Genomic DNA, 14,622 nt, shown 5'->3' on the forward strand with positions numbered 1-14,622 from the left:
GATGGAACTGCGCATCGAAGGGCTCGGCGTCGACATCGACGGCAGGAGCCTGGTGCACGACCTGTCGCTCGACGTGCGCGGCGGCGAGGTGGTGGGCCTCGTAGGACCGAACGGCAGCGGCAAGTCCACCGCGCTGCGCTGCGTGTACCGCGCGCTGCGCCAGGACCGCGGCACCGTCCGGGTCGGCGCCGACGACATCGGCCGTCTGCCGATGCGCCGCAGCGCGCAGCTCGTCGCCGCCATGACGCAGGACGGCGCCGTCGACCTGGACTTCACCGTCGAGGAGGTCGTCGCGCTCGGCCGTGCGCCGCACCAGCGGGGCAACCAGGCGCTCGGCGAGCGTGAACGGGCCCTGTGCGCACGGGCGATGGAGCGGCTCGGCATCCACCACCTGGCGGGGCGCGGCGTCCTCACCCTGTCCGGCGGGGAGCGCCAGCGCGTGCTGCTCGCCCGCGCCCTCGTCCAGGAGCCGGAGATCCTGGTGCTCGACGAGCCGACCAACCACCTCGACGTACGCCACCAGGTCGAGGTCCTCTCCCACCTGCGCGGCGCGGGACCCACCGTCCTGGTCGTGCTGCACGACCTGAACCTCGCGGCGGCCGCCTGCGACCGGCTCTGCGTGCTGTCCCAGGGCCGTCTGGTCGCGTCGGGGACGCCCTCGGAGGTCCTCACCGAGGAGCTGGTGGCCGAGGTGTTCGGCGTCCGCGCCACCGTCGTCCCGCACCCGCTGACGGGCGACCCGCAGCTTCTGTACTCACTGCACCACACCCCCTGAAAGGCACCAACTCCCATGTCCCACACCCGATCCATCGCCCTGGGATCCGCGCTCGCGGCCGCCTTGGTCCTGAGCGGCTGCGGCGCCGACGTCGCGTCCGACGCCGACGCCAAGGGCGCGAAGAAGACCACCGTGAAGCGCTGCGGCGAGGACGTCACTTACAAGGTCCCTCGGCGCGCGGTGGCGTACGAGGGCGGCAGCGCCGACAAACTGTTCAGCCTGGGCCTGACCAAGCACGTGCACGGGTACGTGATGCCGCCCGCCAACCCGCCCGTGAGCGAGTCCCCTTGGGCGTCCGAGTACGCCAAGGTGAAGATGCTCGGCGACGACCTCCTCAACAAGGAACTCGTCGTCCAGGCCAAGTCCGACTTCGTCGTCGCGGGCTGGAACTCCGGCTTCAGCGACCAGCGCGGCATCACCCCGAAGATCCTCGACAAGCTCGGCATCCAGAGCTTCATGCACACGGAGAGCTGCTTCAACTACCCGGGGTTTCCGCAGAAGGTCACCCCGTTCAACGCGCTCTACAGCGACCTGGAGCGGCTCGGGAAGATCTTCCAGGTCGAGAAGAAGGCGGACCGGGTCGTCGGCGATCTCAAGAAGCGCGTGGCCGCGGTGGCGGCGAAGGCGCCCAAGGGCGGCAGCCCCGTGCCGGTCTTCCTCTACGACTCCGGCACGGACAAGCCGTTCACGGCGGGCAGCCAGGTGCCGCCCAACGACATCATCAAGACGGCTGGCGGCAGGAACATCTTCGACGGACTCGACGAGCGCTGGACGCAGGTGAGTTGGGAGTCCGTGACCAAGGCCGAGCCCGAGGTCGTCATCATCTTCGACTACGGCGACAAGCCCGCGAAGGAGAAGATCGACTTCCTGAAGAACTCCCCGCACACCAAGGAGCTGCCCGCCGTCAAGAAGAACAACTTCTTCGTACTCGACTACAACGAAGGCATCAGCGGGCCGCGGAACGTCGACGGTCTGGAGAAGTTCGGGAAGTACCTCGCAGGGCTCAAGGGCTGAGCTAGCCCGCGAAGGCGACGCCCGGCAGGCCACGGCCCGCGTCCGGCACGACCAGGACCGAGCCCGACAAGGGGTGCGGGCGGACGAGCCCGGTGCGGGCCGTGGTGACGTAGAGGTCCCGCAGGTCAGGGCCGCCGAAGGCGCAGGCGGTGGGGCGGCGCACCGGGAGTTCGACGGTCCGGTCGAGCCGCCCGTCGGGCGTGTAGCGGCGGATCGCCGCGCCGTCCCAGAGCGCCACCCAGACGCATCCCTCGGCGTCGACGGTGAGCCCGTCGGGGAATCCCGCGCCCGCCTCGATGTGCGCGAACGGCCTTCGGTTCAGGGCATGTTGACCCTCGTAGTCGAAGACGTCGATGCGGCGCGTGGGGCTGTCCACGTAGTACATGAGCCGTCCGTCCGGGCTCCAGCCCGTGCCGTTGCTGACGGACACCTCGCCGGACTGTTCGGTGACGGTGCCGTCGGGGGCGACGCGGGCGAGGCTGCCGCCGCCCGGAGCCTCGTCGTAGCGCATCGTGCCCGCCCAGAGCGCGCCGTCGGGGGCGACGGCCGCGTCGTTGCCGCGCCTGCCGGGCACCGGGTCGCGCACCAGCCAGCCGAAGGACGACCCTCCGGGGCCGTACAGGCCGACGCCGTCCCTGAGGTTGACCACGAGGCCGCCGCCCGCGCGCGGCTTGGCGGCGCCGACGTGCTGCTCCGTGGCCATGACCGTGCGCCGGCCGCTCGCGGGGGCATACGTGTGGATCCGGGAGGCGAGGATGTCGACCCAGATGAGGTGTTCGGCGGCGGGGTCCCAGGTGGGGCCTTCGCCGAGTGCGGCCTGCTCGCGCACCGCCACCTCGTACGCGCGGCCCATCACGCGCCCCGGTGGCCGAGGCGGACGGACAGATCAGCGGCGCCCTTGGCGGCGAGCCCGGCCAGTTCGCCCTCGCGCTCCTCGCTCCAGCGGATCATCGGTACGGAGATGGAGAGCGCCGCGACGACCCGGCCCGAGCGGTCCCGCACCGGCGCGGCCACACAGCTGACGTCCGGGTTGGACTCCTGGTGCTCGACCGCCACACCGCGCTCCCTGATCCCGGCGAGCGCGGCGAGCAGCTCCGTCGGATCGGTGATGCTGGCCGGGGTCATCGCGGTGAACTCCCGACCCCGGAGGCGGGATTCGAGCTGGTCCTCGGGCAGCGAGGCGAGCAGCATCTTGCCGACGGACGTGCAGTGCGCGGGCAGCCTGCGGCCCGCCGCGGAGACCATGCGCACGGCGTGCGTGGAGTCGACCTTGGCGATGTAGATGACGTCGGTGTCCTCCAGGATGGCGACGTGGACGGTCTCGTCGCAGGTCTCTGCGACCTCGCGGGCCACCTGCTGCCCCTCGGCCGCGAGGTCGAGCTGCTCCGCGTACCTGCTGCCGAGCTGGTAGGTGCGCACGCCCAGGCGGTAGCGGCCCGGCTGGTCGGGGAGCTGGACGAGATACGAGCGGGCGGCCAGGGTGGTGAGCAACTCGTGCACCGTGGTGCGCGGCAGCTGGAGCTTGCGGGTGACCTCGGGTGCGGAGAGCGTGCCCTCGCCCTCAAGGAACAGTTCGAGTATGTCCAGCGACCTGGTCACCGCGGGCACCAGTCGTCCCATGAGTTCGGCCTCTCCCACCCTGCGCGTCCGACATGTCGGCCACTGATCGGTATGACGAACACAGGGTAGGCACGCGGCAGTTCACGGCGCAATGGCCGCCGACGGTCATCGATGGCTCCTTCTGGACGTTCCGCGCGACCCATTGACACCTTCCGGCCGCCGTGAATACCGTCACGCCACCATTTCGAACGTGTGACGAAATACCGAACAAGTCAAGGGGCAACTGCCTTGCGCATTACGGGAATCAGCACGCACGTGGTCGGCACGCCCTGGCGCAATCTCACCTACGTCCAGGTGCACACCGACGAGGGCCTGACCGGCATCGGCGAGACCCGCATGCTCGGCCGCACCGACGCGCTCATCGGGTATCTCCGCGAGGCGGAGGCCAACCACATCGCCGGGTCCGATCCGTTCGCGATCGAGGACCTGGTGCGCAGGATGAAGTACGGCGACTACGGCAGGGCGGGCGAGATCGTCATGTCGGGCATCGCCGTCGTCGAGATGGCCTGCTGGGACATCAAGGGCAAGGCGCTCGGCGTGCCCGTCTGGCAGCTGCTCGGCGGCAAGGTCACCGACCGCGTGAAGGCGTACGCGAACGGCTGGTACACCACGGAGCGCACCCCGGAGGCGTACCACGAGGCCGCCCGCGGGGTCATGGAGCGCGGCTACCGGGCGCTGAAGATCGACCCCTTCGGGACGGGCCACTTCGAGCTCGACCACGAACAGACCCGGTACGCCGTGTCGTTGATCGAGGCGGTGCGCGACGCGATCGGGCCCGACGCCGAGCTGATGCTGGAGATGCACGGCAGGTTCTCGCCCGCCACGGCGATCCGGCTCGCCCGCGACCTCGCGCCGTTCCGGCCCGCGTGGCTGGAGGAACCGGTGCCGCCGGAGAACCTCAAGGCCCTGGCGAAGGTCGCGGCGCGGGTGGACATGCCGGTGGCGACGGGCGAGCGGATCCACGACCGGATCGAGTTCCGCGAGCTGTTCGAGAGCCAGGCGGCCGACGTCCTGCAGCCCGACGTGGGCCACATCGGCGGCATCTGGGAGACCCGGAAGCTCGCGGCCACCGCCGAGACGCACTACATGCTGGTCGCCCCGCACAACGTCGGCGGCCCGGTGCTCACCGCCGCATCGCTCCAAGTCGGCTTCACCACGCCGAACTTCAAGATCCTGGAGCACTTCAACGACTTCGCGGACGCCGACATCAAGAAGGTCGTCAAGGGCGCCCCGCGGGTCGACCCGGCGACGGGCTGCTTCGAGCTGTCGCACGCGCCCGGCCTCGGCGTCGAGCTCGACGTCGACGCGGCGGCGGAGTTCCCGCAGCAGCAGGCGCGGTTCGACCTGTGGGCCGAGGGCTGGGAGAAGCGTTCACCAAGCGCGGCGGCGGGCGGGGCGGCGGGCGGCGCCCCGGGCCCGGGGAGTGCGGAGTGAGCAGCCGCGCGATCGTCGTCGAGCGGCCCGGCGCACACCGCCTGGTCACCCGGGGCACCCCCACCCCCGGCCCCGGCGAGGTCCTCGTCCGCGTGGCCGCCGCGGGCATCTGCGGGAGCGACCGCGAGGTGTACGACGGACACCGCGACGCCGCGTACGTGCGCTACCCCGTGATCCCCGGCCACGAGTGGTCGGGGACCGTCGCTGCGGTCGGCGAGGGCGTCGACCCCGGGCTGCTCGGGCGCAGGACCGTCGCCGAGGGGTTCCGGGCGTGCGGTGTCTGCGAGCGGTGCCGGTGCGCGGAGACGAACCTGTGCACCGGCGGGTACGCGGAGACCGGGTTCACCGAGCCCGGCGCCTTCGCCGACCATCTGACCGTGCCCGCACGGCTGTTGCACCTCCTGCGCGACGACGCCGACCTGCGGGCCGCGGCGCTCCTGGAACCGGCCGCGGTGGTCGCGGCGGCGGTGCGGGCGGGCGGCCTCCGGCCGGGTGAGCGCGTCGCGGTGGTCGGGGCGGGGACGCTCGGGCTGCTCGCGGTGCAGTTGCTCGCGGCTTCCGGCCCCGGTGAGCTGGTGGTGGTCGATCCGCGCGGGGCGCGGGGTGCGCGGGCCCGGGAGTGCGGGGCGACCTCGGCGCTCTCCCCCGTCGCGGCCGAATCCGTACGCGGTTCGTTCGACCTCGTCGTGGAGACCGCGGGGGCGCCGACCACCGCCGCCTCGTCGTGTCTGCTCGCCCGGCGCGGCGGGCGGGTCGTGCTCACCGGGATGTTCACGGAGGGGGCCGTGGGGATCGACCCCGTGCATCTCTCCCTCAGTCAGCTGGAGGTGCGGTCCGTCTTCGGGGCGTCGTCCGCGGCGTGGGGCGATGCGGTGCGGGCGTTCGGGCTCGGGCTGATCGACCCCGCGGCGCTGATCACGCACGAGTTTCCTCTGGAGCGGTTCGGAGAGGCGGTTTCTCTCGTCGGTGGGGGTGACCCCAAGACCGGGAAGGTGCTTTTGCGTCCTTGAGCTTTGGCTGCGGGCCGGTTGTGGCTGAGCGCGCAGTTCCCCGCGCCCCTTACGGGGCGCCACCCCATGCCCTGTAAGTCGAACCTCGTTCGGCATTTCGGACACGAAGGACCGTCTGTGATCGACACTTCTTCCGTACGTCCCCGTCGCCCCGGCGAACCCGCCCTCGCCCTCGTCGGGCTCGGCGCGCCCCGCCCCGACCCCGGCGACGCCTCGCCCCACGCCTTCCCCGACGGTGGCACCTGGCGCACCGAGATCCCCTCGGTGGAGGGGCCCGAGGCGCTCGCCGTCGTGCTCAAGGAGAGTGCGCGCCTCGACGTGCCCGTGCACCGGGTCAGCCAGGGCAGCGGCGTCTGGATGCTCACCGACGCCGAGATCACCGAGATGACGGAGTCCTGCGCCGAGCGGGACATCGAGCTCTGTCTGTTCACCGGGCCGCGCGGCACCTGGGACATCGGGGGCTCCACGCGCACCGAATCCGGCGGTGCCGGGCTCCGCGCCCGGGGCCACGACGCGCTCGCGGGGTGCGTCGAAGACGCTCTGCGCGCGGCCGAGTTGGGCGTGCGGTGCCTGCTCGTCGCCGATGAGGGCGTGCTGTGGACCCTGCACCGGCTGCGCGCCGTGGGCGCGCTGCCCGCCGACACCACGTTCAAGCTGTCCGCCCTGTCGGGGCCGGTCAATCCCGCCTCGTACGCGGTGTACGAGCGGCTCGGCGCCGACTCCCTGAACGTGCCGTCCGACCTGACGGCGGACCACCTCACCGAGATCCGCCGGGTCAGCCGAGCCCCCATGGACCTGTACGTCGAGGCGCCCGACGACCTCGGCGGCTACATCCGGATGTACGAGGTCGCCGAGCTGATCAGGCGCGGCGCCCCGCTGTACGTGAAGTTCGGCCTCAGCAAGTCGCCCGGCATCTATCCCTACGGTGCCCAGCTGCGCGAGCACACCCTCGCCACCGCCCGCGAGCGCGTGCGCCGCGGCCGCCTCGTCCTCGATCTGCTCGCCCGGCACGGCGCGGACGGCGGCATGTCGCCGCTCGGCTCGCGGCTCCCCGGCGAGCTGCGCCGATTCCCCACCCCGGAAGGGGACTGAACCCATGCGCATCCGCACGCTCGCCCTCGCCACGACCGCCGCGGCACTCGCCCTGTCGCTCAGCGCCTGCGGCCAGGAGGCCAAGGGCGGCAGCCGCTACCGCCCTGACGACGGCAAGGGCGGCACCATCGGTCTCGCGATGCCCACCAAGGCGTCCGAGCGGTGGATAGCCGACGGCAGGAACATGGCTTCGCAGTTCAAGAAGGCCGGTTACGACACCGATCTCCAGTACGGCGACGACAAGGTGGAGAACCAGGTCGCCCAGCTCGAGAACATGATCACCAAGGGGCACCGGCTCCTGGTGGTCGCCGCGATCGACGGCTCCGCGCTCACCGACGTACTGGCTCGGGCGCACGACGCGGGCATCCCCGTGATCTCGTACGACCGTCTCATCCTGGGCACCGAGAACGTCGACTACTACGCGTCGTTCGACAACGAACGCGTGGGCAGGCTGCAGGGGCGGTACCTCGTCGACAAGCTGGGGCTCGGCAAGCCGGACAGGGACTCCGGGGACACCTACTCCGTCGAGCTGTTCGCGGGCTCCCCCGACGACAACAACACCAAGTACTTCTGGAACGGCGCCATGAAGGTGCTGAAGCCGTACCTGGACAGCGGGCAGCTCGTCGTACGCAGCAAGCAGACGCGGATGAACCAGGCGACCACGCTGCGCTGGGACGGCGGCACCGCGCAGAAGCGCATGGACGACCTGATCAGCAAGAGCTACGGCGAGCGGCGCGTGGACGCCGTCCTCTCGCCGTACGACGGGATCTCCATCGGCGTCATCTCGGCGCTCAAGAGCGCCGGTTACGGGACGAGGAGCGAGCCGCTGCCGGTCATCACCGGACAGGACGCCGAGCTGGCGTCGGTGAAGTCGATCATCCGGGGCGAGCAGACGCAGACCGTCTTCAAGGACACCCGCAAGCTCGCCGCGCAGACGGTGAGGATGGGCGACGCGGTCCTGACCGGCAAGAAGGTCGAGGTCAACAACACCACGGACTACGACAACGGCGAGAAGACCGTGCCGTCCTTCCTCCTGAAACCGGTCAGCGTCGACAAGACGAACACCCAACTCCTGGTCGACGAGGGCTACTTCAGCGCGGGGCAGCTCTCGTGAGCGCACCGATCCTGGAGATGCGCGCCATCACCAAGACGTTCCCCGGCGTCACGGCGCTCTCCGACGTGAACCTGACGGTGCGCCCCGGGGAGATCCACGCGATCTGCGGGGAGAACGGCGCGGGCAAGTCGACGCTGATGAAGGTCCTCAGCGGCGTCCATCCGCACGGGAGTTACGACGGGGAGATCCTCTTCGAGGGCGAGCCGATGGCCTTCAAGGACATCCGGGCCAGCGAGCGCCGGGGCATCGTGATCATCCATCAGGAGCTGGCACTCGTCCCCCACTTGTCGATCGCGGAGAACATCTTCCTCGGCAACGAGCAGGCGCGCGGCGGCTTCGTCGACTGGAACGGCACCCTGCGCAGGGCGGGCGCACTCCTGAAGCGGGTCGGTCTGCGCGAGAAGCCGCAGACGCCGGTCGCCGACATCGGCGTGGGCAAACAGCAGCTCGTGGAGATCGCCAAGGCCCTGTCGAAGGAGGTGCGGCTGCTCATCCTGGACGAGCCGACAGCCGCGCTCAACGACGACGACAGCGCGAAGCTGCTCGGCCTCATCGGGGAACTGCGCGAGCAGGGCATCGCCTGCATCATCATCTCGCACAAGCTGAACGAGATCCGGGCCGTCACCGACGCGGTGACCATCCTGCGCGACGGGCGCACCGTCGAAACCCTGACGGTCCGTGAGACTCCGGACGCCGAGGCCGAGTTGTCGGAGGACCGCATCATCCGCGGCATGGTCGGCCGCGACCTCGACCACCGCTTCCCCGACCGTACGCCCTATGCGGGCGAGGACGCGGGCACGCTCGCGCTGTCCGTCGCGGGATGGACCGTGCGGCACCCGGTCGACCAGCAGCGCACGGTCGTCGACGACGTGTCGCTGACCGTGCGGCGCGGCGAGATCGTCGGCATCGCGGGCCTGATGGGCGCGGGCCGCACCGAACTCGCGATGTCCGTCTTCGGGCGCTCGTACGGCGTCTACGTCGCCGGGGACGTGGCGGTGAACGGCCGCCCGGTGGTGACGCGGACCGTCCCCGCCGCGGTCGACGCGGGCATCGCGTACGTCACTGAGGACCGCAAGCGGTACGGCCTCAACCTCATCGACGACATCAACCGCAACGTCTCCCTGGCCTCGCTGCCCGGCATGCGGCGCCGGGGCGTCGTGGACGAGCACCACGAGCGCTCGGTCGCCGAGCGCTACCGCAAGGCCATGAACATCAAGGCGCCCACCGTCTTCGAGGAGGTGGGCAGGCTCTCCGGCGGCAATCAGCAGAAAGTCGTCCTGAGCAAGTGGATCCACGCCGACCCCGAGGTGCTGATCCTCGACGAGCCGACGCGCGGCATCGACGTGGGCGCCAAGTACGAGATCTACACGGTCATCGACGAGCTCGCCGCGCAGGGCAAGGCCGTCCTGTTCATCTCCTCCGAACTCCCCGAGCTGCTCGGGATGTGCGACCGGATCTACACGATGGCCGAGGGCCGCCTGACCGGTGAGGTCACGCGCGCGGAGGCCACCCAGGAAGTCCTGATGCGCCACATGACCCAGACCAGAAGCCCCAAGAGCTGAGGCCCGCCATGACGACCACGACCACTCCCCCGGGCTCCTCCCGGGACGCGTCCGACGCCCCGCCACCCGCGCGGTGGCCGGCGGGCGCGCTGCTGCTGCGAAGCGTGCGCTCCAACACGCGCCAGTACGGCATGCTCATCGCCCTGGCGTTCCTCGTCGTGCTGTTCCAGATCTGGACCGACGGGACGCTGCTGCTCCCGAACAACGTCTCCAACCTGATCCAGCAGAACGGCTACATCCTCATCCTGGCCATCGGCATGATGATCGTCATCATCGCGGGCCACATCGACCTCTCCGTGGGCTCGTTGGTCGCCTTCGTCGGCGCCATGTCGGCGGTCATGATGGTCAAGCACGACATGCCCTGGGTGCTCGCCCTGGTCCTCTCGCTCCTGATCGGCGCGGTCGCGGGGGCCTGGCAGGGCTTCTTCATCGCGTACGTCGGCATCCCCTCGTTCATCGTGACGCTGGCCGGGATGCTGCTCTTCCGCGGACTCACCCAGATCGTCCTTGAGGGCCAGTCGCTCGCGCCGTTCCCCGACGGGTTCCAGAACATCGCCAAGGGCTTCATCCCGGAGATGGGCCCCTACACCCAGTACCACAACCCGACGCTCGTCCTCGGCCTGCTCGCCGTCGCGTTGCTGCTCCTGCGTGAACGGCGCGCTCGCAAGCGCCAGTTGGCGTACGAGCTCGATGTCCTGCCGACCGGTCTGTGGGCGGCCAAGTGCGTGGCGATGACCGCGGCCGTGGTGGCGTTCACCCTCACCCTCGCCAGCTTCCACGGCGTGCCCGTCGTCATGCTCATCATGTGCGGCCTGCTCATCGCGCTGGGCTATGTCATGCGCAACGCCGTCATCGGCCGCCATGTGTACGCCCTCGGCGGCAACAAGGCCGCGGCGAAGCTGTCGGGCGTCAAGGACAAGCGGGTCACCCTCCTGGTCTTCGTGAACATGGGCGTCCTCGCGGCGCTCGCGGGCTGCGTGTACGCGGCGCGCCTGAACGCGGGCACCCCGCAGGCCGGGCTCAACTTCGAACTGGAGGCGATCGCCGCCTCGTTCATCGGCGGCGCGTCGATGAGCGGCGGCGTCGGCACGGTCCTTGGCGCGGTCATCGGCGGCCTCGTCCTCGGCGTCCTGAACAACGGCATGTCCCTGGTCGGCATCGGCACGGACTACCAGCAGGTCATCAAGGGGCTCGTACTGCTCGCCGCGGTCGGCTTCGACGTCTGGAACAAGCGCAAGGCGGGCCGCTAGGGCCCTTCTGGCGGATCTCCGTGGGAGAAGGAGCGGCGTTCGGTGCGTGCCCTCGGCGTGCGGTGTGAAGGGTCATGTGGCGGAGCCACCTGTCCCTTCGCGCCGTGCGGCGAGGGTGCGTGCCGGGCGTCGCGACGCCGCGGAGATCCGCCAGAAGGGCCCTAGGGCCCGGCGCAGGTGGTGGCGGCACGCCGTCACCACCTGCGCCCCGCCCTCCCGTCAGGCGGCCGCCACCTCGATCATCGAGAGCGGGTTCGGCGCCCCCATCGGCGTCACGGACACGATGGAGAGCCCGGCCCTGCCGCAGAGCTCGTCGAAATCGGCCCGGGTGCGTTCCCTGCCGCCCAGGTTCACGAGCATGTTCAGATCGCTCAGATACGCGAACCCCGGGGCCGCCGGGTCGACGGCCTCGGGCAGGACGTGCTCCAGGATCAGCACCCGGCCCTCGGGCGGCAGCACCGCGCGACAGTGGCTCAGGATGGTCACCGCCCGCTCGTCCGGCCAGTCGTGCAGGATGCTCTTCAGGAGGTAGAGGTCGGCGCCCTTGGGGGCCGACTGGAAGAAGTCACCGGCCACCGACGAGCACCGCTCGGTGAGCCCGTGCCGCTCCAGCGTCGCGGGTGCCTGGGCCAGGCCCTCCGCCGTGTCGTAGATGATGCCCGTGAGGCCCGTGTGCTCCTTCAGTACGGCGGAGAGCAGCGTGCCGTCGCCGCCGCCGACGTCGGCGACGGTGGCGAACCTGGTGAAGTCGAAGGCGCGGGGCAGCGTGGCGGCCGCCGCCCCGGTGCTCTGACTCATCGCCTCGTTGAACCGGGCGGACTCCTCGGGATGCTCCCTGAGGTGGCCGAAGAAGTCCGTGCCGAACACCGTGTCGAAGGCGGGCTCACCCGTCCGTACGACCTCGTCGAGGTGTTCCCAGCCGCGCAGCATCGTCGGGTCGGACATCATGAGCACCAGGGACGCGACGTTGCCGGGTCGTCGCGAGTCGAGCAGGGCGCCCGTGGGCGTCACCGCGAAGACGCCCGGCGTCCGCTCCGCCACCACGCCGATGCCCGCGAGCGCGCGCAGCAGCCGGATCATGCCCTCGGGGCGGGCCCCGGCCTCTGCGGCGACCTCGGCGGCGGTCCGCTCCTTGTCGCCGATCAGCTCGACCACCCGCATCCGGGCGGCCGCGCGCAGCGTCTGCGCCGCCATGCTCCCGAAGACGAGCTGGACCAGTTGCCTGGGGTCCGCCCCGTCCCCCGCCCCCGTTACGCCCCCGGCATCCGCCGCTCCGGTTCCACCGTTCGCCACAGTCGTTCCCCTTCCGCTCCGGACGGTGCCCGGCGGCCGACACGGACCGCCGTGCGAGGTAGGGAAGCCTAGCTCTCCCCGCGGTCCTCGCGGGGTCGCAATCGGCCCTGATCCGCCCGGCCGGGGAGCCGCTCCCGCGGGCCGCATAGAGTCGTGGTGCGAGACCCGCCGCCCCTTCACCGGCGGGCCCCGCGTTCACCACCACGACCGACCACGAGGAGCAGCCGTGACCGACCCGGCGTCCACCGCACTGCAGCAGGAGATCGCCCGGGATCTCCAGGTGTCCGCGAGCTTCGACCCGGCGCGCGAGATCGAGCGCCGCGTCGCCTTCCTCACCGAGCGGCTGACCTCGACGGGGCTGCGCTCGCTGGTGCTCGGCATCAGCGGAGGGGTGGACTCCACGACCGCGGGACGGCTGTGCCAGCTCGCCGTCGAGCGGGCCCGCACCGCCGGGCACGAGGCGACCTTCTACGCCATGCGCCTGCCCTACGGCGTCCAGGCCGACGAGAAGGACGCGCAGCTCGCACTGGGCTTCATCGCCGCCGACCAGGTCCTGACCGTGGACGTGAAGGCCGCGAGCGACGCCGCGCTGGAGGCCGCGCTCACCGGCGGGGTCGTCTTCAGGGACGAGCGCCACCAGGACTTCGTGCAGGGCAACATCAAGGCCCGGCAGCGGATGATCGCCCAGTACGCGGTCGCGGGCGCGCGGGACGGTCTGGTGGTCGGCACCGACCACGCGGCCGAGGCGGTCTCCGGGTTCTTCACCAAGTTCGGCGACGGCGCGGCCGACGTCGTGCCGCTGACCGGTCTGACCAAGCGCCGGGTGCGGGCGGTCGCCGACGCGCTCGGCGCCCCTGCCGAGCTGGTGTGGAAGGTCCCGACGGCGGACCTGGAGACGCTCGACCCCGGCAAGCCGGACGAGGACGCGCTCGGCGTGACGTACGACGAGATCGACGACTTCCTGGAGGGGAAGCCGGTGTCCGACGCGTCGTTCCGGTCGATCGTCGGCCGCTACCGCCTCACGGACCACAAGCGCAGGCTGCCGATCGCGCCGACGGCCTGAGCGTCGGCCCTCGCGAGGGCGGGTGGGCGGCGCCACCCCCGTGGGGGCCGCCCCCGCCCACCGCCTCACGCCTGGGGCGGCATCCAGGCCTGCAGCGTCGCCGGGTCGATCGGCAGCGAGATGTGCTCGTGCGTGATCAGCCACGTGCCGCTCACCCGCCGACAGCACACGGTCGACCGCACCAGCATCGCGCTCTGCATCCCGTTCGTACGGGTTCCGGAATCCAGGTGCAGCATGTGGGCGAACGCGACGTCGTCCCCGACCGCGACGGTGAGCTCCCGCGTCTCCAGCGTGATGGGCCCCTCATAGCCCTCGAACCACCGCACGAAGTTCTTGCGCACTTCGCCGTGCCCCGCGAACCGCATCGGCGGCACGACGTCGAAGTAGACGACGTCCGGCGCGAAAAGCGGCATGAGCCGGTCGATGTCCTTCGCCTGCGCGGCGTCGGCACGGCTCTCCAACAACGCCCTGACCTCGATCTCGTCTCTGGTCATAGCGGCCTCCATTCCTGAGTTCCGGCCGCCGCGACCTCATCTGGCGGCAGCCCCTGTGGTGGGTCCCAGTGATCCGACGAGACAGGAGGCCGGAATGTCAGGCCCGCTCAGTCCAGGCCGAGGACCTGCCACCACGACGGCAGTTCGATCCGCGTGCCATCGGGCCTGAACTCGGTGGTGGTCAGCGGGAGTTCCCCCTCGGCAAGGACCGCGAGGCCCGCGGCCGCGACGTACTCCCGCACCGCCTCGTCGACGACCTCGGCCGGTGCGAGGCCGTGCGCGAAGACCGGCGCCAGCTTCGGCGGCGGGCCCGTGGGGCTCTGCGCCAGGCCGAGCAGGACGGGCTTGGCGGCCTCGGACAGTTCGACGACGAAGGCTCTGCCGCGCTCCCCCACCAGGCGCGCGATGTTGTCGAGCAGCGGCTGCCTGTCGTCGGGATCGCACTGGTGGAGCACGCCGCGCATGTAGACGTTCACATCGCCGAGTTCCGCGTGCAGCTGCTCGGCGACGCTCCACTCGGCGATGTCGAGCTGCCGGAAGTCGGCCTGTCCCGCCGGGTCCGCCCGCCGGGCGTGATCGAGCGCGGCGGCGGAGATGTCGACGCCGAGGACGCGCGGATAGCGGTCGGCGAGGAACCGCGTCTGGGTGCCGTTGCCACAGCCCAGATCGATGATGGGCAGCCCCGCGGCGGCCAGGTGCGGCTCGAAGAGGGCGAGGTGGAGTCCCGCGGTCAGAGCGGGTTCGGCGTCCCAGAACACGGCGCCCTGTTCGTCGGGCGCGTCGCTCCAGAACGACTCCCAGGCGGCCCGGTACTTACTCGTGACGCTCATGACCAGCTCCCCAGGGTGTGACAAGGGCCGCCGAACCCGACGGCGAGATCGGTGTACCGCGCCCCGGGGCG

At 71.0% G+C, this 14,622-nt stretch carries 14 protein-coding genes; 9 read left to right on the plus strand and 5 right to left on the minus strand.

Annotated features, from left to right (window positions below):
• Position 1 precedes the first annotated feature (1 nt).
• Positions 2–775, plus strand: coding sequence for an ABC transporter ATP-binding protein (locus CP970_RS06445; protein WP_055553856.1), 774 nt, complete (start codon positions 2–4; stop codon positions 773–775).
• A gap of 15 nt (positions 776–790) precedes the next feature.
• The gene (locus CP970_RS06450) at positions 791–1,789 is read left to right on the plus strand and encodes an ABC transporter substrate-binding protein (RefSeq protein WP_055553854.1); all 999 of its coding nucleotides are present in this window, start codon (positions 791–793) and stop codon (positions 1,787–1,789) included.
• Position 1,790: 1 nt separating this feature from the next.
• Here the strand turns inward: CP970_RS06450 and CP970_RS06455 are convergent, their stop codons facing one another.
• Complete coding sequence (locus CP970_RS06455; RefSeq protein ID WP_055553852.1) at positions 1,791–2,642, minus strand: SMP-30/gluconolactonase/LRE family protein; 852 nt, start codon at positions 2,640–2,642, stop codon at positions 1,791–1,793.
• Entirely contained in the window at positions 2,642–3,409 is a 768-nt protein-coding gene (locus CP970_RS06460) for an IclR family transcriptional regulator (RefSeq protein WP_055553850.1), read from the minus strand. Before CP970_RS06460 ends, CP970_RS06455 begins: the two co-directional genes overlap by 1 nt.
• A 228-nt stretch (positions 3,410–3,637) precedes the next feature.
• Between CP970_RS06460 and CP970_RS06465 the strand changes: the two genes are divergently transcribed.
• The 6 genes from CP970_RS06465 (at position 3,638) to mmsB (ending at position 10,871) form a co-directional block, all read left to right on the plus strand.
• Positions 3,638–4,843, plus strand: a complete 1,206-nt coding sequence (locus CP970_RS06465) for a mandelate racemase/muconate lactonizing enzyme family protein (RefSeq protein WP_055553848.1) — start codon at positions 3,638–3,640, stop codon at positions 4,841–4,843.
• Entirely contained in the window at positions 4,840–5,853 is a 1,014-nt protein-coding gene (locus tag CP970_RS06470) for a zinc-dependent alcohol dehydrogenase (protein ID WP_055553860.1), read from the plus strand. The genes CP970_RS06465 and CP970_RS06470 overlap by 4 nt, the downstream gene beginning before the upstream one ends.
• 66 nt (positions 5,854–5,919) lie before the next feature.
• On the plus strand, positions 5,920–6,945 hold the full coding sequence (locus CP970_RS06475; RefSeq protein ID WP_398654690.1) for a hypothetical protein: 1,026 nt from the start codon (positions 5,920–5,922) through the stop codon (positions 6,943–6,945).
• Positions 6,946–6,949: 4 nt separating this feature from the next.
• Positions 6,950–8,059 (plus strand): multiple monosaccharide ABC transporter substrate-binding protein, encoded by a 1,110-nt coding sequence (gene chvE, locus CP970_RS06480; RefSeq protein ID WP_107099123.1) that lies wholly within the window; start codon positions 6,950–6,952, stop codon positions 8,057–8,059.
• Entirely contained in the window at positions 8,056–9,621 is a 1,566-nt protein-coding gene (gene mmsA, locus CP970_RS06485; RefSeq protein ID WP_063806258.1) for a multiple monosaccharide ABC transporter ATP-binding protein, read from the plus strand. Before chvE ends, mmsA begins: the two co-directional genes overlap by 4 nt.
• 8 nt (positions 9,622–9,629) lie before the next feature.
• Positions 9,630–10,871, plus strand: a complete 1,242-nt coding sequence (gene mmsB / locus CP970_RS06490) for a multiple monosaccharide ABC transporter permease (protein ID WP_055555807.1) — start codon at positions 9,630–9,632, stop codon at positions 10,869–10,871.
• Between the two features lie 219 nt (positions 10,872–11,090).
• On the opposite strand, the gene CP970_RS06495 is transcribed toward mmsB, so the two are convergent.
• Complete coding sequence (locus tag CP970_RS06495) at positions 11,091–12,164, minus strand: methyltransferase (RefSeq protein WP_398654692.1); 1,074 nt, start codon at positions 12,162–12,164, stop codon at positions 11,091–11,093.
• A 226-nt stretch (positions 12,165–12,390) separates the two neighbouring features.
• On the opposite strand from CP970_RS06495, the gene nadE reads away from it, so the two are divergent.
• Positions 12,391–13,227, plus strand: a complete 837-nt coding sequence (gene nadE, locus CP970_RS06500; protein ID WP_055545088.1) for an ammonia-dependent NAD(+) synthetase — start codon at positions 12,391–12,393, stop codon at positions 13,225–13,227.
• Between the two features lie 65 nt (positions 13,228–13,292).
• On the opposite strand, the gene CP970_RS06505 is transcribed toward nadE, so the two are convergent.
• Entirely contained in the window at positions 13,293–13,721 is a 429-nt protein-coding gene (locus CP970_RS06505; protein ID WP_055545089.1) for a YybH family protein, read from the minus strand.
• A 107-nt stretch (positions 13,722–13,828) separates the two neighbouring features.
• Positions 13,829–14,551, minus strand: a complete 723-nt coding sequence (locus CP970_RS06510) for a class I SAM-dependent methyltransferase (RefSeq protein WP_055545090.1) — start codon at positions 14,549–14,551, stop codon at positions 13,829–13,831.
• Positions 14,552–14,622: the final 71 nt, after the last annotated feature.

The sequence above is a fragment of the Streptomyces kanamyceticus genome, from assembly GCF_008704495.1.
Classification (GTDB): domain Bacteria; phylum Actinomycetota; class Actinomycetes; order Streptomycetales; family Streptomycetaceae; genus Streptomyces; species Streptomyces kanamyceticus.